Annotated in this window: 19 protein-coding genes and 1 pseudogene; 6 read left to right on the top strand and 14 right to left on the bottom strand. The window is 67.6% G+C overall.

The window, feature by feature from the left end; all coding sequences use genetic code 11:
* Positions 1-63: 63 nt before the first annotated feature.
* Together ACLARN_RS13875 and ACLARN_RS13870 are read right to left on the bottom strand one after the other, a co-directional pair.
* Positions 64-378: a DMT family transporter gene (locus ACLARN_RS13875; RefSeq protein ID WP_409491775.1), complete on the bottom strand. Its 315-nt coding sequence runs from the start codon at positions 376-378 to the stop codon at positions 64-66.
* On the bottom strand, positions 378-1,034 hold the full coding sequence (locus ACLARN_RS13870; RefSeq protein ID WP_409491774.1) for an FMN-dependent NADH-azoreductase: 657 nt from the start codon (positions 1,032-1,034) through the stop codon (positions 378-380). Before ACLARN_RS13870 ends, ACLARN_RS13875 begins: the two co-directional genes overlap by 1 nt.
* A gap of 92 nt (positions 1,035-1,126) precedes the next feature.
* Between ACLARN_RS13870 and ACLARN_RS13865 the strand changes: the two genes are divergently transcribed.
* Complete coding sequence (locus ACLARN_RS13865; protein ID WP_409491773.1) at positions 1,127-1,714, top strand: TetR/AcrR family transcriptional regulator; 588 nt, start codon at positions 1,127-1,129, stop codon at positions 1,712-1,714.
* Here the strand turns inward: ACLARN_RS13865 and ACLARN_RS13860 are convergent, their stop codons facing one another.
* Entirely contained in the window at positions 1,715-2,113 is a 399-nt protein-coding gene (locus ACLARN_RS13860) for an SRPBCC domain-containing protein (RefSeq protein WP_409491772.1), read from the bottom strand.
* Between the two features lie 55 nt (positions 2,114-2,168).
* On the opposite strand from ACLARN_RS13860, the gene ACLARN_RS13855 reads away from it, so the two are divergent.
* Both ACLARN_RS13855 and ACLARN_RS13850 read left to right on the top strand, forming a co-directional pair.
* On the top strand, positions 2,169-2,768 hold the full coding sequence (locus tag ACLARN_RS13855; RefSeq protein WP_409491771.1) for a CGNR zinc finger domain-containing protein: 600 nt from the start codon (positions 2,169-2,171) through the stop codon (positions 2,766-2,768).
* An 18-nt stretch (positions 2,769-2,786) separates the two neighbouring features.
* Complete coding sequence (locus ACLARN_RS13850; RefSeq protein ID WP_409491770.1) at positions 2,787-3,836, top strand: DUF2293 domain-containing protein; 1,050 nt, start codon at positions 2,787-2,789, stop codon at positions 3,834-3,836.
* Positions 3,837-3,849: 13 nt separating this feature from the next.
* Here ACLARN_RS13850 and ACLARN_RS13845 read toward each other — a convergent pair whose 3' ends face one another.
* The gene (locus ACLARN_RS13845) at positions 3,850-4,386 is read right to left on the bottom strand and encodes a hypothetical protein (RefSeq protein ID WP_409491769.1); all 537 of its coding nucleotides are present in this window, start codon (positions 4,384-4,386) and stop codon (positions 3,850-3,852) included.
* The gene (locus ACLARN_RS13840) at positions 4,383-5,456 is read right to left on the bottom strand and encodes a helix-turn-helix domain-containing protein (protein ID WP_409491768.1); all 1,074 of its coding nucleotides are present in this window, start codon (positions 5,454-5,456) and stop codon (positions 4,383-4,385) included. Before ACLARN_RS13840 ends, ACLARN_RS13845 begins: the two co-directional genes overlap by 4 nt.
* Positions 5,457-5,570: 114 nt before the next feature.
* Between ACLARN_RS13840 and ACLARN_RS13835 the strand changes: the two genes are divergently transcribed.
* Complete coding sequence (locus ACLARN_RS13835) at positions 5,571-5,927, top strand: DoxX family protein (protein WP_409491767.1); 357 nt, start codon at positions 5,571-5,573, stop codon at positions 5,925-5,927.
* Here the strand turns inward: ACLARN_RS13835 and ACLARN_RS13830 are convergent.
* The 5 genes and pseudogenes from ACLARN_RS13830 to ACLARN_RS13810 all read right to left on the bottom strand — a co-directional run bounded on the left by ACLARN_RS13830 (position 5,915) and on the right by ACLARN_RS13810 (position 12,980).
* Entirely contained in the window at positions 5,915-6,070 is a 156-nt protein-coding gene (locus ACLARN_RS13830; RefSeq protein ID WP_409491766.1) for a hypothetical protein, read from the bottom strand. The two genes, ACLARN_RS13835 and ACLARN_RS13830, sit on opposite strands and share 13 nt — an antisense overlap.
* The gene (locus ACLARN_RS13825; RefSeq protein ID WP_409491765.1) at positions 6,045-6,455 is read right to left on the bottom strand and encodes a hypothetical protein; all 411 of its coding nucleotides are present in this window, start codon (positions 6,453-6,455) and stop codon (positions 6,045-6,047) included. The genes ACLARN_RS13830 and ACLARN_RS13825 overlap by 26 nt, the downstream gene beginning before the upstream one ends.
* A 25-nt stretch (positions 6,456-6,480) precedes the next feature.
* Positions 6,481-11,589, bottom strand: a pseudogene (locus ACLARN_RS13820) (LAGLIDADG family homing endonuclease); the annotation flags it as partial.
* A gap of 105 nt (positions 11,590-11,694) precedes the next feature.
* A complete protein-coding gene (gene nrdR, locus ACLARN_RS13815; RefSeq protein WP_037304189.1) occupies positions 11,695-12,183 on the bottom strand; it encodes a transcriptional regulator NrdR in 489 nt (162 codons plus the stop codon).
* Positions 12,184-12,485: 302 nt separating this feature from the next.
* The gene (locus tag ACLARN_RS13810; protein WP_409491764.1) at positions 12,486-12,980 is read right to left on the bottom strand and encodes a LysM peptidoglycan-binding domain-containing protein; all 495 of its coding nucleotides are present in this window, start codon (positions 12,978-12,980) and stop codon (positions 12,486-12,488) included.
* A 323-nt stretch (positions 12,981-13,303) separates the two neighbouring features.
* On the opposite strand from ACLARN_RS13810, the gene lexA reads away from it, so the two are divergent.
* Positions 13,304-14,020: a transcriptional repressor LexA gene (gene lexA / locus ACLARN_RS13805; protein ID WP_409491763.1), complete on the top strand. Its 717-nt coding sequence runs from the start codon at positions 13,304-13,306 to the stop codon at positions 14,018-14,020.
* An 86-nt stretch (positions 14,021-14,106) separates the two neighbouring features.
* On the opposite strand, the gene ACLARN_RS13800 is transcribed toward lexA, so the two are convergent.
* The 3 genes from ACLARN_RS13800 to ACLARN_RS13790 form a co-directional block, all read right to left on the bottom strand.
* A complete protein-coding gene (locus tag ACLARN_RS13800; protein WP_409491762.1) occupies positions 14,107-15,120 on the bottom strand; it encodes a hypothetical protein in 1,014 nt (337 codons plus the stop codon).
* 196 nt (positions 15,121-15,316) lie between these two features.
* Complete coding sequence (gene hflX / locus ACLARN_RS13795; RefSeq protein WP_409491761.1) at positions 15,317-16,750, bottom strand: GTPase HflX; 1,434 nt, start codon at positions 16,748-16,750, stop codon at positions 15,317-15,319.
* A gap of 43 nt (positions 16,751-16,793) precedes the next feature.
* The gene (locus tag ACLARN_RS13790; RefSeq protein ID WP_409491760.1) at positions 16,794-17,291 is read right to left on the bottom strand and encodes an ArsR/SmtB family transcription factor; all 498 of its coding nucleotides are present in this window, start codon (positions 17,289-17,291) and stop codon (positions 16,794-16,796) included.
* Between the two features lie 60 nt (positions 17,292-17,351).
* Here ACLARN_RS13790 and ACLARN_RS13785 point away from each other — a divergent pair, with 60 nt between their 5' ends.
* A complete protein-coding gene (locus ACLARN_RS13785) occupies positions 17,352-18,596 on the top strand; it encodes an MFS transporter (RefSeq protein WP_409491759.1) in 1,245 nt (414 codons plus the stop codon).
* Here ACLARN_RS13785 and dapF read toward each other — a convergent pair.
* The gene (dapF, locus tag ACLARN_RS13780) at positions 18,593-19,420 is read right to left on the bottom strand and encodes a diaminopimelate epimerase (protein WP_409491758.1); all 828 of its coding nucleotides are present in this window, start codon (positions 19,418-19,420) and stop codon (positions 18,593-18,595) included. The two genes, ACLARN_RS13785 and dapF, sit on opposite strands and share 4 nt — an antisense overlap.
* Positions 19,421-19,422: the final 2 nt, after the last annotated feature.

Raw genomic sequence — 19,422 nt, 5'->3', positions numbered from 1 at the left:
CGTGTCATGAAAGGGTCTTTCAAGACCCTCTTCGTCCTGAAAGACCCTTTCATGACACCCGGCTCACTCCGCCACCTTCGCCAGCACCACCCCTCCGACGATCAGCGCCATCGCCGCGAACCGCCCGAAACTGAGCGGATCCTTGTGGATCACGACGCCGAACACGATCGCGCCCACCGCGCCGATCCCGGTGAACACGGCGTACGCGGTCCCCACCGGCAGCGTGTCCATCGCCTTCGAAAGCAGATAGACGGCCGCGACGCCGAGGACGAAACAGAGCACGGTCGGCCAGAACCGGGTGAAGTTGTCCGTCGGTTTGATGCTCTGCGACCAGGCGACCTCGACGATCCCGGCCACCAGCAGGATTCCCCAGCCCATCAGGCCGCCCCGTCCGCCGAGGCGAACGATTCCGCCGCCCGCAGCGCCGTTTCCCGCGACGCGACCCGGTCTGGGTCGCGCGGACTCAGCCGAGGGTCGACGAGCGCGTTCGTGAGTTCGGAATGCAGGAACGTGACGTCGTGGACGTCGTAGTGCCCGGCGAAGAAGTCACGCAGATAGCGCTCGTGATGGTCGACAGGCTCCCTCGGTGTTCCCGGCAGGTAGGTACCCCCGCGCGCCCCGGCGACCACGAAAGCCTTGCCCGCCAAGGACATCTTCGGGAACGTCACCTGGTCGATCCACAGCTTGAGCGTCGCGGGGATCGAGAAGTTGTACATCGGCGCCCCGATCAGCACGACGTCGGCGGCGAGCAGTTCGGCCAGCAGCGGCTCGACGACGGCCCACGCCTCACGCTGCTCAGGAGTCTTGACCACCGAGGCGTAGCCGGCCGGGTCGGTGATCCCGGCGGCGAGGAGGGCGTCGCAGATCTCGGTCCACGCCTGCCCGATCGGCGGCACCGGATCCGCGGCCACGTCGCGGTAGGTGTAGCCCGCGCCGGGACGCGCGGCCCGCCAGACGTCGGCGAAGCGAGCGCTCAGTTCGCGGGAGAACGACGTGCCGCGGGCACTGGAGTCAAGGTGGAGAAGGTGGCTCATCGGGGCCTCCGGACCAGGAAGTGGACACGGCGTCCACTTGCTTCGCCCGGTACAAGTGGACGCCGTGTCCGGATATTCCCTAGGCTGCGAACATGCCGACGGAAGATCTGCTCGCGAACGGCCCGGGACGAGAACGGTCGGACGCCGCCCGTAACCGCGCGAAGATCCTGGAGGCCGCCGAAGCGCTCTTCGCCGCACGTCCGGCCGCGGACGTCACCATGGAGGACATCGCCAAAGCGGCCGGGGTCGGCCGCGCCACCCTGTACCGCCGCTACCCGGACCGCTCGGCGATCGCCGTCGCCCTGCTGGACGAACACGAGCGGGAGTTGCAGGAGCGACTGCTCACCGGCCCTCCCCCGCTGGGCCCCGGCGCGCCGCCCGCCGAGCGGCTGGCCGCGTTCTACGCGGCGATGACCGGTCTGCTCGCCCGGCACGCGCATCTCGTCCTCGGCACCGAAGTCGGGCACTCACGGTTCACCACCGGTCCGTACCGGCTGTGGCGCACGCACGTCCGTTTGCTCGCCGAGCAGGCGGGCGCGAAGGACCCGGACGCGCTCGCCGACATCCTGCTGGCGCCGCTCGCCCCCGAGGTCTTCCTCTACCAGACCGGCGAACTCGGCCTGAGTCCCGAACGCATCACCGACGCGCTGAGCGAGCAGGCGCGGCGGGCACTGTCCTGATCAGGCGGCGAGGCCGTCGACGACGACCTTCATCACGGCCTGCCAGTGCTCACGTTGCGCGGCACGCTCCTCCGGCCCGGCGAGCCGCTCCTGATGGAAGACGACGGTCGTCTTGCCCGGCCCGGCCGGACGGAGTCCCACCTGGACCGTGCTCTCGTGGTCCCAGTCCTTCGGCCGCCAGGTGAGACGGATCTTCTCGCGCACGCGGTAGCCGCGGACCTCGCCGACGGTGCCCTCGGCCGTCTCGTACGGCGCGCCCTTCTCCGGTTCCAGCCGCACGTCGCCCAGCCAAGCCGTCAGACCCGGTCCCGAGAGGTACTCCCACACGTGTTCCAGCGGATAGGCCACCGTCTTGGACACGCCGATCTCCCAGCCCGCGTCCTTCGTCTTCCCGATCATCACGCCTCCGCCGTAACCGTCTTACCTGGTTTCTGAAACCGACTATAGTGGTTACATGACTCCGGGAACAAGACTTCTCGTGAACGCCCAGGGCGAGCGGTACCGGTTCGATCCGGGCAGCCTCAGCCTCGAACTCATGCTGACCGGCGGCCCCGGCCCGTACGAGCGCTACGAGATCGCGCATACGCCGCCGGACCTCGCCGAGTGGTTCACCGGCTCCCGGCTGGCGCTGACAGCGCCCTTGACCGACGTCCAGATCCGGCCGTCCGAACTCGCCGCGCTCAAGGAACTCCGGGACGCGCTCTACCGCGTCGCGCCCGCCCTCGCCCGCGGCGAAGCGCCGTCGGACGAAGACCTCGTCCTGCTGAACGACGCGACCGGGGCGACCCCACGGCCGGTGATCGACCCGGAAACGCGGCGGCTCGCCTGGGCGCCCCCCATCACCGGCAAGCAACTCCTGGGCGCCGTCGCCCGCGACGCGATCGGGCTCATCGCGGGCGAACGGTCCGGCCGCGTCCGCGAATGTTCGGCCGACGACTGCTACCTGCTCTTCTTCGACACATCCCGCTCGGGCAACCGCCGCTGGTGCTCGATGGAGCGCTGCGGCAACCGCGCCAAGATCCGGGCCTACCGGGTGCGGACCGAAACCACGTGATCGCTAGGATTCCCGGCGATGCAGGGTGAGGCGAAACTGGAACAGCGCGTCGTGGAGACGGCGGAGAAACTGCTGGCCACGCGGAAATCGGTGACCGCGCTCGACGTCCTGACCGGGATCGGCTGGCTACCGGACACCGTCCTCAGGTCCTGGCAGCAGGGCCGGATCCCCGACCTGTCGACGGCCTTGCCGGTGAACGCGGAGAAACTGAGCTTCGCTCTCGGCGCGCTCCGGCGATGGGCGACCGGGAAAAGCCTCGAAAGCACGGAAATCGAGCACGTCGGAGCGACTCGCGACCGAGCCCCGCTGAAGGCGACCTCAGGCGAACTGGCCGGACTCGAACCGGTCTTCCGGACACAGTGGATCATGCCAGGGTTGTCCGAAGCCAAACGCGCGCAAGTCGTGGCCAGGCAACGGAAAGCACCCGATCTCATCGTCTGGGTGGCTTTCAAGGACTGGGCGTGCGCCGACTGCGGTGGCACCGGCGACCTGCTGTTCCTGGAGAACGAGGTGCCACACTGCCTCGACTGCGCCGACCTCGGCCACCTGGTCTTCCTGCCTTCGGGCGACACCGCCCTGACCCGCCGCGCGAAGAAGGCGAGCCGCCTCTCCGCCGTCGTCATGAAGTTCAACCGGTCACGGAAACGCCAAGAGCGACAAGGGATCCTGGTCGAGGACGCGGCGTTGCGCAGCGCCGAGGACCAGTGCCTCGCCGACGAAGACGTCCGTGACCGACGGCGTGGACGCGACCGCGAACGCCGCGCGCACGAGGACGTCGAGTTCACCGCCCGGTTCTTCGCCGCGATCACCGAGATGTTCCCCGGCTGCCCGCCGGAACGAGCCCGCGCCATCGCCGAACACGCCGGTCTGCGCGGCAGCGGCCGGGTCGGCCGGTCGGCCGCCGGACGGGAACTGGCCGAACGAGCGGTGTTCCTCGCCGTCATCGCCTCGATCCGGCACCTGGACACCGACTACGACGACCTCCTCATGGCGGGCGTGGAACGACAGGCCGCCCGCGACCGCATTCAGACCGCCATCGACGCCGTCCTCGACCGCTGGCGTTCCTGATCCCTGCGGCCGGTCACAACAGATAGTGGGCTCGGCCCCACGTGCCGAACTCGGCACCGGTACAGGGCAGGCGCATACCTGTGGCCCGGACCAGGTCGATGAGATTTCCAGCAGCCACTTCGGTCAGCTTCCCGTCCCGGCAGGCCCGGGCCAGGAGCCATACGGTTCCGTGAACTTCAAGGCCGTACCGCCGGGCCACCCGGATCGCGGCCTGGTCATCGGTTATCGCAATACCGCCTCGCAATTCGGCTACAGCGAAAACGCTGGCTCCTCCCCGATCGCGCTCACTCGCACCGATCCGTTCCGCCCACTTCACGAAACATTCGAGCTCTTCGAGCGTGTCGAGCCGATGCACCTTGATCCACTCGAGCTCCAGTGCGTCCTGAAGGGCCGGATGAGCCGACGAACCACGGCGTAGCTCCTCAATGACCACGTAAGTCGTTCGACATTCGTCGGAGACGAGCAGATCCCGCAGTACGTCGAGCCGGTCCGCACGAGCGAAATGGTTCAGGCACATCGCATCGAGGACCAGGGGGCGCCCGGCGGTCACGAGCCGGAGCTCATCTCGGTCTCCGGGAGGTCGTCGATTCCGATCTCGCCGTGCATGAGCTCGACTGCCCTGGCAGGCGTGACGTAGCTCTGCCTCAAGGCCTTCATCACAGCGCGCGCATAGCTCGGCGGGACCCGCACCCCTTCCAGATCAGGTTGCGGATCCCATCCGACGGCGTCCCTGAGCTCTGCTCGCGTCGGCGCCTCCGAGAACCATCTCGTGAGGCGATCCCCGTCGAGCAGGCCGACGTAACCGGCCTGGCGCACGGTCAACGACCATGAGGTGCGGTAGACGGCGGACAACCGGATCAGTTCACCCCGCAGGTCACTCGTCGACACCCGCTCGATCGCACCGGAAGGAAGGAGGAACTCCGCTGCGAACGCGTCGATGACCCGTTCCCGCTCTTCACGCGACGTCGAGACACCGAGATCAGCTGAATACTCGTCTCCTAGCACCAGATGACCGAGCTCATGGGCCGCGGTAGCCCGTCGCCTGCCCGGATCGGCAAGCCTGCTGACCACGGACACCCCGAGATCGCCGTCAACCAAGGAGGCGCCATCTCCAGGAAGGTCGGAGACCAGAACGTACTGCCCGGCACGTTCGCATTCCACCATCAGCGTCCGGATCGGCTCCTGCCCGAGAGCATGTCGCTCTCGCAGCCAGAGGGCCGCCACGCGGGCCCCTTCCGCATCTGTCACCGGGCTGTCGTACACCACAGCCTTGCCTGGCTCGAGAAGATCGAGAGAGACCATCTGGCGAACGTCATCCAGCCAAGCCAGCAGCTTGGCCTCCAACCGGTAGGAGTCCCTGGACACGGCGCTGTCCGTGTCATCTACCAGGCTGGTACGCCGTGACAGGACAGGTGGCCGCTCGCGGAGAAAGTGCCCCATTGGAACTTGGAGCGCGGAAGCCAGCTTCGCCAGCTCGAGTGCATCGATCTGGCGACCGCCGGATTCGATCTTGGCGATCTTCGTCCGCTCCAGGCCAACAGCATTCGCAAGGTCGGCTTGCGACATCCTCGCCGCCAGCCGACTCTCCCGGACACGCTCGCCAACCTCAGTCCATTCCACCGGACCAGTGTGGTGCGATTTTCGCACATTCGTCAAGTCGACCTGTGAAAACAGCACGGCCGGGTTGTGCTCCGGCGTCTGTCACGTTCCGGCCGCGGGCCTCGTCCAGAGCGCATGTTCACCGCTTACCTCACCGTGGCCATCGTGACGATCGTGATCAACGCCGGAATCGCCGCCGCCGACCTCGCGCGTATCCCGTTCGTCCTCAAGAACTCCGCCGAAGTCGACGTACCCCAGTCCTGGATCCCACCACTGGCCTCGCTCAAAGCGGCGGGTGCGGCCGGACTGCTGCTCGGCCTGCTCGGGGTGCCGTACATCGGGACAGCTGCGGCCGTCGGGCTCGTGCTGTTCTACGTCGGCGCCGTCATCACCCACGTACGCGCACGCGTCCTCTACAACATCGCCTTCCCCGCCGGTTTCCTCGCGCTGGCGGTGGCGACGCTCGTCCTCGATCTCGCTCAGGCCAGGTAGGGACCGAAGTGTTCGGCGACGAGCCGATCTCGCTCGATCCGGTTGCGTTGCGCGCGTTCGGGATCGCTGACCCGGTGCGCCACCGCGGCGGCCCGGGGCACCACGCGAAGCTGGTGCTCACGGAAACCGTCGGTGGGCACCATCACGATCATCCGCCGCGGTGACTCCAGCAGCGGCGCGACCAGGTCCGGGCGCCCAGCCCTCGGCGAGGACTGGGCGCCCGGAGACCAGCGCGCGCAGATCGTCCAGCGCCCATTCGAACCACACCGGGAAACCGGCGATCGTGTCGGCGGCCATCCGTTCGGGAGTGGTGGCCACCCATACGGTCTCCGGGTCAGGATCCGTGGCGGGCAGACCATCGCGGACGCGGTGAGCGATGCGGCGGTCCTGATGGGCGCGGGCGTCGTGGAAGTCGTAGTGGTAGACGGTGATGCCGTGACGATGCGCCAGCAACCGGGCGACGGTCGACTTCCCCGCCCACTGGCCGCCGCCGAAGGGATCGATGACCTCACTGTCCGTCTTCGCCACGCACTCGCCTCCGGTGTATCGGAGATCAGCTGCAACCGGAGGTCGCTCCGCAGCCTTCGCAGGCGTAGCAAGAACCGGCGGGCCGCATCTTGGTGCCACAAGTCATGCAGAGAGGCGCGTCGGAAGCCGTGCCGAGGTTCAACTCCACCAGTTCCGCCGTCGAATGCGCCACCCGCTTGGCGGGGTCCGCGGCCGACGAATCCACAGTGGACCGAAGTGCCTCGATGTCGACGTTCTCCGGTTCCGCGGCCGGCGCGGCACCGTAGTTCGCCTCGACCTGTGCCGACCGCTCGTCGGCGGTGAAGATGCCGAGCTGCACACGCTTTTCGTACGGCAGGTAGTCCAGCGCCAGCCTGCGGAACAGGTAGTCCATGACGCTCGTGGCGATCCGGATGTCCGGGTCGTCGGTCATCCCGGCGGGCTCGAAGCGCAGGTTGGAGAACTTCGAAACGTAGAACTCCAGCGGGATCCCGTGCTGCAGACCGACCGAGATCGACATCGAGAACGCGTCCATCACGCCCGAGAGGGTCGAGCCCTGCTTGCCGAGCTTCACGAAGATCTCGCCGAGCCCGTCATCCGGATAGGAGCCAGCGTGCAGGTAGCCCTCAGCACCGCCGACGGTGAAGGACACCGTCTGGCTCGGACGTTTCTTCGGCAGGCGCTTGCGGACCGGCCGGTACTCGACGACCGTCTCCGCCTCGGCCTTCTCCTTCTTGCCGCTGGACAACGGCTGCCCGACCTTGCAGTTGTCGCGGTAGATCGCGAGCGCCTTGAGACCGGACTTCCAGCCCTGGAAGTAGATCTCCTCGACCTCCTCGACGGTCGCCGACTCCGGCATGTTGACCGTCTTGGAGATCGCGCCGGACAGGAACGGCTGCACCGCGGCCATCATCCGGACGTGCCCCATCGGCGCGATGGACCGCTCCCCCACCGCGCAGTCGAACACCTCGTAGTGCTCGGAGCGCAGTCCAGGAGCGTCGACGACGTGACCATGCTCGGCGATGTACTCGACGATCGCCTCGACCTGTTCGGCCTGGTAGCCGAGGGCGGCCAGCGCGCGCGGGATCGTCTGGTTGACGATCTGCATCGAACCACCGCCGACCAGCTTCTTGAACTTGACCAGCGAGAAGTCCGGCTCGATGCCGGTCGTGTCGCAGTCCATCATGAAGCCGATGGTGTTGTGACTGACGAAGCCATTGGCGACGTAGGTGACGTTGTCCGGAACCGACAGGTCGTAGGTGGGCTGAACGCCGCCGTCCTCATTGGACTCGACAGGCTCGAAGAGGTAGTCGAGCGCCCGGCCCAGCCGGGGATCGAAGGTCTCGGAGTAGGGCTGGCGGTCGCCCTTGGCCGAGCCATCCGGCTCCAAGCACACCATCGCCCGCGCCTTGCGCTCACCGATGAATCCGACGATCTCGTCGAAGATCATGGCGTGGTCGACGTTACGCAGCCGAATCTGAACTATCGGCCCGCCGAACCCGCTGGTCGTCCGGCGGGTCGTGGTCGCCATGCCCAGAGCCAGCAGCAGGGTCCGGATGTCTTCGCCGAAAAGCTCCGAAGAGGTCGAGACGCTCGGAACTCCTTCGAGCACGGTCCCGTCCGCCTCGAAGACTCCGCGCAGGAAAGCGGCGTAGATCTCGGGGTCGTTGGTCTCCCGGATGCTTGCGGGGACCCGGGGAGTCCATCCCTTGCCGACGTGGTCGGAACCGGGAAGCTCCTTCGCGAATCCAGCCGCCTGCCACCATCGGGCCAGCCGGACGGACTGAAGTGTCACCTCCTGGTAGCCCTGACATTGACGGACCGCGGGTTCAAGACCGAAGAGCCCCTTGCTCAGGATCCGCAACCGGTCGACGACATCGAGATCGGCGTCGGCCACACAGAGCCGGATGCCCTTCGGGTGCAAGCTGCCGTCGCCTTCGAAGTACCCCACCAGTTCCGCGAGATCGGCGGTGACCTGGTCCGGCACCCGGATATCGCGGTCGCCCGCGTAGTACGCCTGGTCGAGCACCGGCAGCGGCACCCGGCGGGGGTCGCCGACCAAGCCGCCCAGTTGCAGGGGCACCAGGTCGCCGGACTGGATGTCGGCGAGTCGTTTCCAGACCCAGGACCCGGTCTCCGACTCCACCACCTTGACCCGGTGGGCGAGAGTGCCCTGGATCCGGTATCCGCCCTTGGTCTCGATCCGGCGGGTCGGCTCCTCGCCGTTGACGAAGAACTTCGCGGCCCGGCGCGGCCCCTCGTCGGTCGCGACCGTGAATTCGACATCCTGCCAACGATCCCCGTACAGATCGCCGAGTTCGGAGAGCCGGGCCAGCCCGCGGTCGGTGGTGACAAGGGTGTCCGCGGTCAGGCATCCGGTGGGCGCGAGTACCGAAGCCTGCGCGTTGCGCCAGCCGCTGGTCTCGCCCAGTTCGATACCGCGCTTCCATTCCTGGGTCGCGAGCGCGCGGACCGCGGCGTCGTGGGCGTGGTAGGTCCGCACCAGTTCGTTGGCCGCGGCGTGCTTGCGCATGACCCGTTGATGCGCCTCGGAGTTACGCGCGTAGCCCTCGTACGGTCCGACGACCGCGGCGAGTTCGGCCGAACGCCGGTACGAGACGCCGGTCATCAGCGAAGTGATCGCGGCGGCGAGCGCGCGTCCGCCGTCGGAGTCGTAGGCGTGCCCGAGTGCCATCAGCAGCGCGCCGAGGTTCGCGTACCCGATGCCCAACTGGCGGAACTTACGCGTTGTCTCGCCGATCGCCTCGGTCGGGAAGTCGGCGAAGCAGATCGAGATGTCCATCGCGGTGATGACCAGCTCGACGGCCTTCGCGAACAGCGGTGCGTCGAAACCGCCGTCCTCGGTGGCGAACTTGAGCAGGTTCAGCGAGGCGAGGTTGCAGCTGGAATTGTCCAGGTGCATGTATTCGGAGCAGTTGGCGACCACGGCCCCGCCGACGATGTAGGAATGATTGCGGGGCTCGGTCAGGTTGAATGTGGTCTCGAAACCTCGAGAAACCCGGGAAGCCAGCCGAACCGTCTCGTCGACGGAGTAATAGCCGTGGCGGCCTGTGGCATCAGCCAGTTTGGCGGCCTTTTCACTGTGCTCGAATCCGATCAGCTCGGCGAATTTCGCCAGATGCCTGCCCGTGATCCGGAGGTCGAAGCTCTCGCCGTCACTACCGTAGACGCGTTCATCGCCGCTCTTGGTGACATACCGGAACGATGCCACCTTCGTACCCGTGCGATAGATACGCCCCCGGATACCGAGGCTGGCCAGCAGCTCCTGGACACCGATCAGAAGTTCCTCGGAGCGACTGCCGAGACCGACGTATCGGGTGCCGTTTTGCTCCTGGTTCACCACACAACCGTCAGCGTCGAAAAGACCGCGCAGGAACGCGCCCACGATGTCCTCAGGAGCGACGTAGATCGACTCCGGGACCACTTTTGCCGGAGAACGCCCTGTCGAAACCCCCAGCGCCTTGAGCATCAGGCCGAAACGACCCCGCATAGCCCTGAGTTGCACCGTGCCGTTGGATTGGAGGCTGGGCTTGCTCTCGAAGCCGGTGATCGAGGCCAGCAGGGCACGATGCCTCGGCATGAGGACATCTCGCTCCCATTCACTCCCATAGACCGTCGTCGCGCCCGCATCTGTCAGGCAACCGTCTCCGACCAGCCAGCCAAGGTACTGAGCCAGTCCGGTGTCCCACTTCTCCGGTACCGCACGAAGAGCCTTGCCGCGCGCTTGATGCGCCACCTGTACCGCGAGCGGCGGCAATGCCGCGGAAGCGTACGGACGCGGAGCGTATTCGACCGATCGTACGACCCGGTCTTCCGCGGTGAGCTGGTCGGCGTGCACCCAGCCCTGGTTCGCGGTCCATACCCGATGGTTGGGTGTGCACCGCAAGCGTGAGCCGTCGCTGAAACGAAGTTCGACGATCTCATTGGTGCCGGTGACCATGTACCTCGTAGGTTCTGTCGCGACGATCCTGGCCACCGGGTCATCGGCATGGGTCACGTCATTGGTGTAGACGGCGAACCGTTCACCAGCCGCTGCCTGGCGCACGAGGTCGCCGATCCGCACTAGACCAGCGTCGGTGACCACCCGCTGGTCGCCGGGGAAACACGGGTTGGACGCGGTGATGCGGCCCGATTCGGGGCAGGTGTGCCAGTCGTTGATCGTGTCGTCGTATTGCAGTCCCGGGTCCGCGCATTCCCAGGCGGCCTGCGCGATGGTGCGGAACAGCTTCTTGGCGTCGACCCGGTCGATGACCTCGCCGGTCATCCGCGCCCGCAGGCCGAACTCGCCCTCGGACTCGACGGCCTGCATGAACTCGTCCGAGACACGGACCGAGTTGTTCGCGTTCTGGTACTGGACGGAGGTGATGTCCGAACCGGAGAGGTCCATGTCGAACCCGGCGTCGCGGAGGACCTTGATCTTCTCCTCTTCGCGGGCCTTGGTCCGCACGAACTCTTCGACGTCCGGGTGGTCGACGTCGAGCACGACCATCTTCGCCGCGCGCCGGGTGGCACCGCCGGATTTGATGGTGCCCGCGGACGCGTCGGCGCCGCGCATGAACGAGACCGGGCCGGACGCGGTGCCGCCCGAGGACAGCAGCTCACGCGAGGAACGGATGCGGGAGAGGTTCAGGCCGGCACCGGAACCGCCCTTGAAGATCAGGCCCTCCTCGCGGTACCAGTTGAGGATCGACTCCATGGTGTCGTCGACCGCGAGGATGAAACACGCCGAGACTTGCTGTTTCGAGGTGGTGCCGACGTTGAACCACACCGGCGAGTTGAAGCTGAACACCTGGTGCAGCAGCATCCAGGTCAGCTCGTGCTCGAAGACCTCGGCGTCGTCGGGGGTCGTGAAGTAGCCGTGTTCGCGGCCCGCGTCGACGTAGGAGTGGACGACGCGGTCGATCAGCTGCTTGAGGCTCTGCTCGCGCTGAGGTGAGCCGACGGCGCCGCGGAAGTACTTGCTGGTGACGATGTTCGTCGCGTTGACCGACCACGAGTCGGGGAACTCGACACCCCGCTGCTCGAAGTTGACCGTGCCGTCGCGCCAGTTCGTCATCACGACGTCCCGCTTCTCCCAGGTGACCTGGTCGTACGGGTGGACGCCCTCGGTGGTGAAGACGCGCCGGACGGTGAGCCCGCCGGCCTGCTTCTTTTTCCCACTCGTCCGCGCTGTGTCCGGGTTGCCTGTTCCCACGGTCTCGGTCATGGGTCTTCCCTCACTCCCACGCGGGAGGCGGCATCAGCCGTCTTTCGCGTCTTGATCGCTCTCGTCCGGTGCGGCGGCCATGGCCTCACGAAGGTCCGAGATCTCCTTCTCGAAGTCCTCGACCGAGGAGAAGGAGCGGTAGACACTGGCGAACCGGAGATAGGCGACGCCGTCGAGTTCGCGCAGGGGGCCCAGGATCGCCAGGCCGACCTCGTGACTCGGGATCTCCGCCAGCCCCGCCGACCGGATCGATTCCTCGACCCGCTGCGCGAGCTGCTGCAGCGCGTCGTCGTCGACCGGCCTGCCCTGACAGGCGCGGCGCACCCCACGGACCACCTTGTCCCGGCTGAACTGCTCGGTGACCCCGGATCGTTTGACGACGGCGAGCACCATCGTCTCCGAAGTGGTGAAGCGCCGGCCGCAAGCGGCGCACGAGCGCCTCCGCCGGATCGCCTGACCCTCATCCACCTCTCGGGAGTCGACGACCCGAGAGTCCGCATGCCGGCAGAACGGGCACCTCATCCGCCGATCACCTTCCCCTCCGCGCCGGCCGGTCCCGAGTGGACGCCCCGCCCCCGCCGCCACGCAACGACGGGAAAGATCGACCTGTGGATCGATCTGTGGACATCCGGTGGGTGAACACCGGCCAGCTGTGGACAACTGGTACCGAGTCTACCCCAAGCTATGGACCAACTACAGCCATGTAACTACTACATATAGCGGTGGAGAGTAGAACGCAGGTCGGACGCACGCAAGCGCAGCGACGGGCCTGATCAGACACGAAAGGGGACATCACCCACGGCGGGTGAGAGCGTCCTCCAGGATCACCTCCCACCCTCAGCGACCTCGGCCGCGACGGGGACCGTGAGCGGCAGCCCGGGCACGAGAACGACGTCTTCCAGGGAGTTGAGCTCCTTGATCTTGGCGACGACCGCGCCGGTGTCGCTACCTGGCGCGAACCGGGCCGCGAGATCCGACAGCGTCTCCCCCGCGGAAACGGACACCGTGGTGGTCCGTTCGGGCACCGCGGCGCCGGGAATCCCGGCCAGGAACAGACCCAATCCGGTGACGACCCCGGCGACGAGCAAGGCCATCGCGACGAGCGACGGCCACCGGAGCGGGAGCCGCCTTGGCGCCGGGCACGCCGGCGAGGCGGTGGCGACGCCAGGGCGACGGCCTGCCACGACCCGTGCCCTGGTCGGCGGGCGCAAGGGCTCGGCACGCCTGCCCCGCACCACCCGCACGGGCCGGGTCAACCCTGCCGGAACGGGCCCGGGGGAACTGGGTCGCACCAGTCCTCGATCGGCCAGAATCGACATCGGAACCTCCTCGCAAGTCCTGCTTCACTCAGGTCCAGCACCGGGCGGACCCGGCGATCAAGATCGAACAAGCGTTCTATCGAACGCCCGTGCGAATGTGTACCACCTTCCACCGACAAAAATCGAGCGACACGGCGTGTCCATCGAACAGATGTTTGAAATCGTCGTCCCGGCGGGCTAACGTCGTTGACCAGGGCGTCTGCTGTGCGGACGCCGCCGGTGCCGTGGGCGGCAAGATCGCCCACCACCGGCGAAGACACGCGAAGTCGGTCCGGGGAACCGGATGTGCTGGGAGGCGACGCAGGAGATGAAGGAGCGATACGGTGGCTAAGGAGAGCAAGGTGGGGAGCGCGCCTAGGCGCTCGGGCAAGGTGCGCGCCTTGCCCGAGGTCTACGAGGTGGACGAGACCCTGACCGTGCGGCAGCAGCAGATCCTCGACGTGATCAAACTGTGGGTGAGCCGGTTCGGCTACCCGCCGAGCGTGCGTGAGATCGGCGAGGCGGTCGGGCTGACCTCCACCTCGTCGGTGTCGCACCAGTTGCAGGCCCTGCAGCGCAAGGGTTATCTGCGACGCGACCCGAACCGTCCGCGCGCGGTGGGCGTGCTCGCCGCGACGGACGACAACCCGATGGGCATCGACGTCGAGCAGCCGCAGTCCGCCGCGAAGGCCGCGTACGTGCCGCTCGTCGGCCGAATCGCCGCCGGTGGGCCGGTGCTGGCCGAGCAGGCGATCGAAGACGTTTTCCCGCTGCCGAGGGAAATCGTCGGTGAGGGTGAGCTCTTCCTGCTCAGCGTCACCGGTGACTCGATGGTCGGAGCCGCCATCACCGACGGCGACTGGGTCGTCGTGCGCCAGCAGCCCACAGCCGACGCCGGCGAGATCGTGGCGGCGATGATCGACGGCGAGGCCACGGTCAAGACGTTCAAGCGCAAGGACGGCCACATCTGGCTGATGCCGCACAACGAGGCGTACGAGCCCATCCCGGGTGACGACGCCACGATCCTCGGCAAGGTCGTCGCCGTCCTCCGCAGGCTTTAGTCCAGAGCTGGAGCAGGCCGGGATCCCGGGTCACACGAGACCACGGGTCAGACCCGGCAAGCTTCGGCCGACTCGTCGCCTTCGGGTCAGGCACGCCGTTTACGGAGCCTGCCGACCAGGAGGAAGCCGCCGATCACGACGATCGCGGCGATACCGACCTGCACGTACGGGAAAGTGGACTCCTGGCCCTTGCCACCGGCCACGGGCGTCCCGCCCGAAGTGCTGCCCTCGGACTTGGCCGCGTCCACGGCGAGGGCGGCCGCGCCCTTCACCGCGCGGATCTGCTCTCCGACGCCCTCCCCGCCGGACAGCAGGGTTCCGTCCGGGTCGAAGGCGAGTGCCTCCCCCTGTTTCTCGTTCGGCAGGGGCACGCGCACGGGCTCGCGCTGCAACGCGCCCGCCAGATCGCCGTCGGTGACGGCATAGAGATAGGCGTCGGTGTAGGTACGCAACGCGACCACCGACCCGTCGGCCATCGACGCCGCCCCGGTCACCGTCATCGAGCCGATCGACCCGGCAGGCCCGCCCGTCGTCGAGGTCTCCTTGATCTGCAACGACCCCACGCTTTCCAGCGGCGTCGGGCCGGGACTGGCGAGCGGCCCGGTGGGCCGGTACACCTTCGAGGTGCCGAACAGGTCCTTGGTGATCAGGTACGGAGTGCCCGAGCGGTCCATGATCAGCGCTTCGACGTCGTGTTGCCCGTCGGGATAAGTGAGCCGGTGCAGGGTCGCCTTGCCTTGCGGGGTCAGCGAGATCAACGCGACCGTGTCCCGCTTCTTGCGGTTGTCGCCGGTGTCGGAAAGCCAGAACGTGCCATCCGCGGTGCGGGCGAGATCCTCGGGATCGTAGGGATCCGTCGGGGCCGAGATGACCTTCTGGACTTTGCAGTCCCGGCCGAGAACGAAGACCTGCGTCTTGGTGCCGCCGTCGTTGAGGGCGTACAGGTGCTCGCCGTCCGAAACGAGGCCGGACAACTCGCTGAGCCGGGAATCGCGGTTCACGCACACCGGCTGCGGTGCCGGGATCTCCTGCGCCGCGGCGGGAGCGGCCCCGCCGATGAACACTCCCAGCACGATCGCGGCCGCGACAATCCCCCGCACATCCACCTCCGTACCGTGGAACCCCTGAAGCCCCACACTACGGAGACGTCCGGGACGGCGCGCAGTTCGGTGCGAACGCCGAGATGGGGCGGAATGTCGCGTAGGCCACGTTCGCCGTCGGGCCGGGCCGAACGCCGTGAAGGCCTCCTTCCCTACCTTGAGAGTAGGGAAGGAGGCCTTCACGGACCTGCCTTGCTTACAGAGCCGAGCCGTCCGTCTGGAAGTCGCTCAGCGCGGCGGCCAGTTCGGGCCGTCCCCGGACGACCAGCCGCGTGCCGGTCTCGACGTGCTCCTCTTCCAGCACCTCGCCGTCGGCGTGGGCGCGGGAGACGAGTTCGCCTCGCGAGTACGGGATCAGCACCTCGACCACGATCTCCGGCCTCGGCAACCGCTCCGCGATCACCTCGGCCAGTTCCGTGATGCCGGTGCCGGTCCGCGCCGACACCTGCACCGAACCGGCCATCTGGTGCCGCAAGCGGACCAGTGACACCTCGTCGGCGGCGTCGGCCTTGTTGATCACCAGCAGCTCCGGCGGGAGCGGCTCGGAACGGCGCTTCGTGATCTCGGCGAGCACTTCGCGCACCGCGTTGACCTGCTCTTCCGGCGTCGGGTCGGCACCGTCGACGACGTGCACGAGCAGGTCGGCGCTCGCCGCCTCCTCCAGCGTCGAGCGGAACGCGTCCACCAGCTGGTGTGGCAGGTGCCGCACGAAACCGACGGTGTCGGTCAGCGTGTACGTGCGGCCGTCGGGTGTCTGTGCCCGCCGCGTCGTCGGGTCCAGCGTGGCGAACAGCGCGTCCTCGACCAGCACCCCGGCACCGGTCAGCGCGTTGAGCAGGCTCGACTTGCCGGCGTTGGTGTAGCCGACGATCGCGACGCTCGGCACCTCGTTGGCCACCCGGCGACCACGTTTGGTCTCACGGATGGTGTCCATCGCGGCGATCTCCCGGCGCAGCTTCGACACGCGTTTGCTGATCCGCCGCCGGTCGGTTTCGAGCTTCGTCTCACCGGGGCCACGCAGACCCACGCCACCGTTGGCGCCGCCCGCCCGGCCACCGGCCTGCCGGGACAGCGCCGCACCCCACCCGCGAAGCCGCGGGATCAGGTACTGCAGCTGGGCCAGCTCGACCTGCGCCTTGCCCTCCTTGGAGCGGGCGTGCTGCGCGAAGATGTCGAGGATCAGGGCGGTGCGGTCGATGACCTTCACCTTGACCTTCTCCTCCAGCTGGCGCAGCTGGCCCGGCGAGAGCTCACCGTCGCAGATGACCGTGTCGGCACCGGTGGCCGCCACGATCTCGCGCAGTTCCTTGACCTTGCCCGAGCCGATGTAGGTGGCGGGATCCGGGCGGATCCGCCGCTGCACCAGGCCTTCCAGCACCTCGGAGCCCGCTGTTTCGGCGAGCCGGGCGAGTTCGGCGAGCGAGGCCTCGGACTGGAGGGCACTGCCCTCGGTCCACACACCGACCAGAACGACGCGCTCCAGGCGCAGCTGCCGGTATTCGACCTCGGTGACATCCGCGAGTTCGGTGGACAGGCCCGCTACCCGGCGGAGCGAGGCGCGGTCCTCGAGCTCCAATTCGCCGGTCGAAGGGTCCATGTCGTTCAGATCGTTGTGTGTCAGTTCCGTCATCGTGCCTCCATGGTCCCACGTTTCGGCGGCGGGACCGAATTCATTACCTGCTCGGATACTTCGACAAGTAGATGGCCGTGCGTTTCGCGTCGGGATCCACCGGCCGGGTGATGAAGTCGTCGACAAGCTCCATCAGCCGCTCTTCGAACTCGGCGATCTGCTCGTCCGGTACCTGGACGACCATTCGTGTCTGCTGCACGTCGTCGAATCCCACATCGGCGATCTCGGCAAGATAGGCCTCGAAGATCGCCTGATCGATCCCCCTGTCGCGGGAATCAAGATGCCACGACAACCCGGTCGAGCGATACGGAATTTCTTTCGCACCGCGTGTGCCGCGTCTCGGGGGGAGCGCTTCGAGGAACCCTGTGTCGACGAGACGGCGCACGTGATGCAGCGTCGTCGCCGGGTCCCGATCGAGCCGTTCGGCGAGTTCCTTGTTGGTCAGCGCCTCGGAGTAGGTCAACCGGATGATGCGCAGCCTTATTCCGGAGGCCATCGCGGCGATCTCGGCTTCGGTCGCGGCGCGTCGTGGGGTAGGCACCGGGACAGCCTAGAGCGAAAGTGATTGACAGTTTCCAATCACTCACGCCAAGGTGGCGTCGTGCGCAGAGACTCCCTCTTCTTCCACGCGGACTTCCGGCGGCTCTGGGCGGGCGACACGGCCAGTCAGGTGGGCGCCTTCGCGGGCCACACGGTGATTCCGCTGCTCGCGGCCACCGTGCTGGCCGCGACACCGTTCCAGATGGGACTGCTGACCGCGGCCGAGACCATCGCGTTCCTGGTGATCGGCCTGCCCGCCGGGGTGTGGGTGGACCGGATGCGGCGGCGCGCGCTGATGCTCCGGGCCGACTTCGTCCGCGCGGCCTTGCTGCTCAGCATCCCGGTGGCCTGGTGGGCCGGGGTCCTGTCCCTGACCCAGCTGGTCGTGGTCGCCACGCTCGTCGGCACCGCGACGGTGTTCTTCGACATCGCCTACCAGTCGTATCTGCCGAGTCTGGTCGGCCGGGAGCATCTCCTCGAAGGCAACGCGAAGCTCCAGGCCAGCCAGTCCGTGGCGTTCCTGGCCGGTCCGGGTATCGGGGGCGGGCTGGTGCAACTCGTCGGTGCGGCCAACGCCGTGCTCACGACCGGGCTCGGTTTCCTCACGTCGGCGCTGTTCCTGCTGCGGATCCGCACCGTCGAACCGGAGCCCGAGCGGCACGAAGACACGAAGCTGCTCCCCCAGATCGTCGAGGGACTGCGGTTCGTGTTCACCGACACCACACTGCGTTCGATCGTCGCCTGCACGGCGACGGCCAACCTGTTCAACGGCGTCTTCGTCGCGGTGGAGATCCTGTTCCTGAACCGGGAACTGGGTTTGTCCCCCGCGGCCGTCGGCCTCGTGCTCGCGACCGGCGGGGTGGGCGGCATCACGGGCGCGATCTTCGCCAACGCCATCACCCGGCGGATCGGGCAGGCCCGGTCGATCTGGCTCGTTCCGCTGCTGACGTGGCCGTTCTACCTGCTGCTACCGCTGGCCGCGCCGGGCTGGCGGATCATCCTGTTCCCGGTGGCCATGATGATCGCCGGGTTCGGGATCATCGTCTACAACGTCGCGCAGGTCTCCTACCGGCAGGCCGTCTGCCCGGACCGGCTGCTCGGCCGGATGAACGCGAGTGTGCGGTTCGTCGTCTGGGGGATGCTGCCGCTGGGCGGGCTGCTCGGCGGTGTCCTGGGTGAGGTGATCGGGATCCGGGCCACGCTGTGGGTCGCCGTGGCAGGCGAGACCGCGGCGCTGCTGTGGGTGGTCTTCTCCCCGCTTCGGAAGCTTCGCGACCTTCCCAAGGAGCCGGTCGCGGTCGGCTAAGAGCCGAGCCCGGCCCACCAGGTTTCGTCGAGTTCGCCGCGCGCGACGATCTCGGCGGGACCGGTGAGGGTGGACGCGCCGCGGCGCACCTCGACGATGACGCGGCCGCCGGGGATGTCGACGGTCGCTTCACCGGTGTCGGTGCCCGCGAGGTGCAGCGCGGCCGCCACCGCGGCGACCGTGCCGGTTCCGCAGGACCGTGTCTCGCCGACGCCGCGTTCGTGGACGCGCATCTTCAGCGCGTTGTCCCCCAGGAGGTTGATGAACTCGAGGTTCACCCCGTCCGGGAACACGTCGGCGTCGAAGTCGGGCTGGTCGCGCAGGTCGAGTTCGTCGACGTCGTCCTCGACGACCGACACCAGATGCGGGTTGCCGACGTTGACGGCGACCCCGGAGAACGGCTTCCCGGCGACCACGGTGACCGAGGTGCCGGTGATCGTCGCCGGTCCCATCATCACGGTCACCGAACCGTCCGCGTGCATCCGCACCGGCCGGTCGCCTGCCCGGGTGCCGATGACGAAATCGCGTTCGGTCACGAGCCCGGAATCGACCAGGTGGCGCACGAAGACCCGCACGCCGTTGCCGCACATCTCGGCGATCGAGCCGTCGGCGTTGCGGTAGTCCATGAACCATTCGCCGCCGGACTCGACATCCAGTGCGGAAGACCGCACGATCCGGAGCACACCGTCGGCCCCGAGACCACGCTGGCGATCACACAGCGCCGCCACCCGCGCCTCGGTCAGCTCGAGGCGGCCGTCAGGGTCGGGAAGCAGCACGAAATCGTTCTGTGTGCCGTGTCCCTTAAGGAATTCGATGCCGCCCATGG

Origin of the sequence: Amycolatopsis sp. cmx-11-12, assembly GCF_046269425.1 — a bacterium.
Classification (GTDB): domain Bacteria; phylum Actinomycetota; class Actinomycetes; order Mycobacteriales; family Pseudonocardiaceae; genus Amycolatopsis.
Note: the sequence above shows the minus strand (reverse complement) of the source record. Positions and strands in the feature narration are given on the sequence as shown.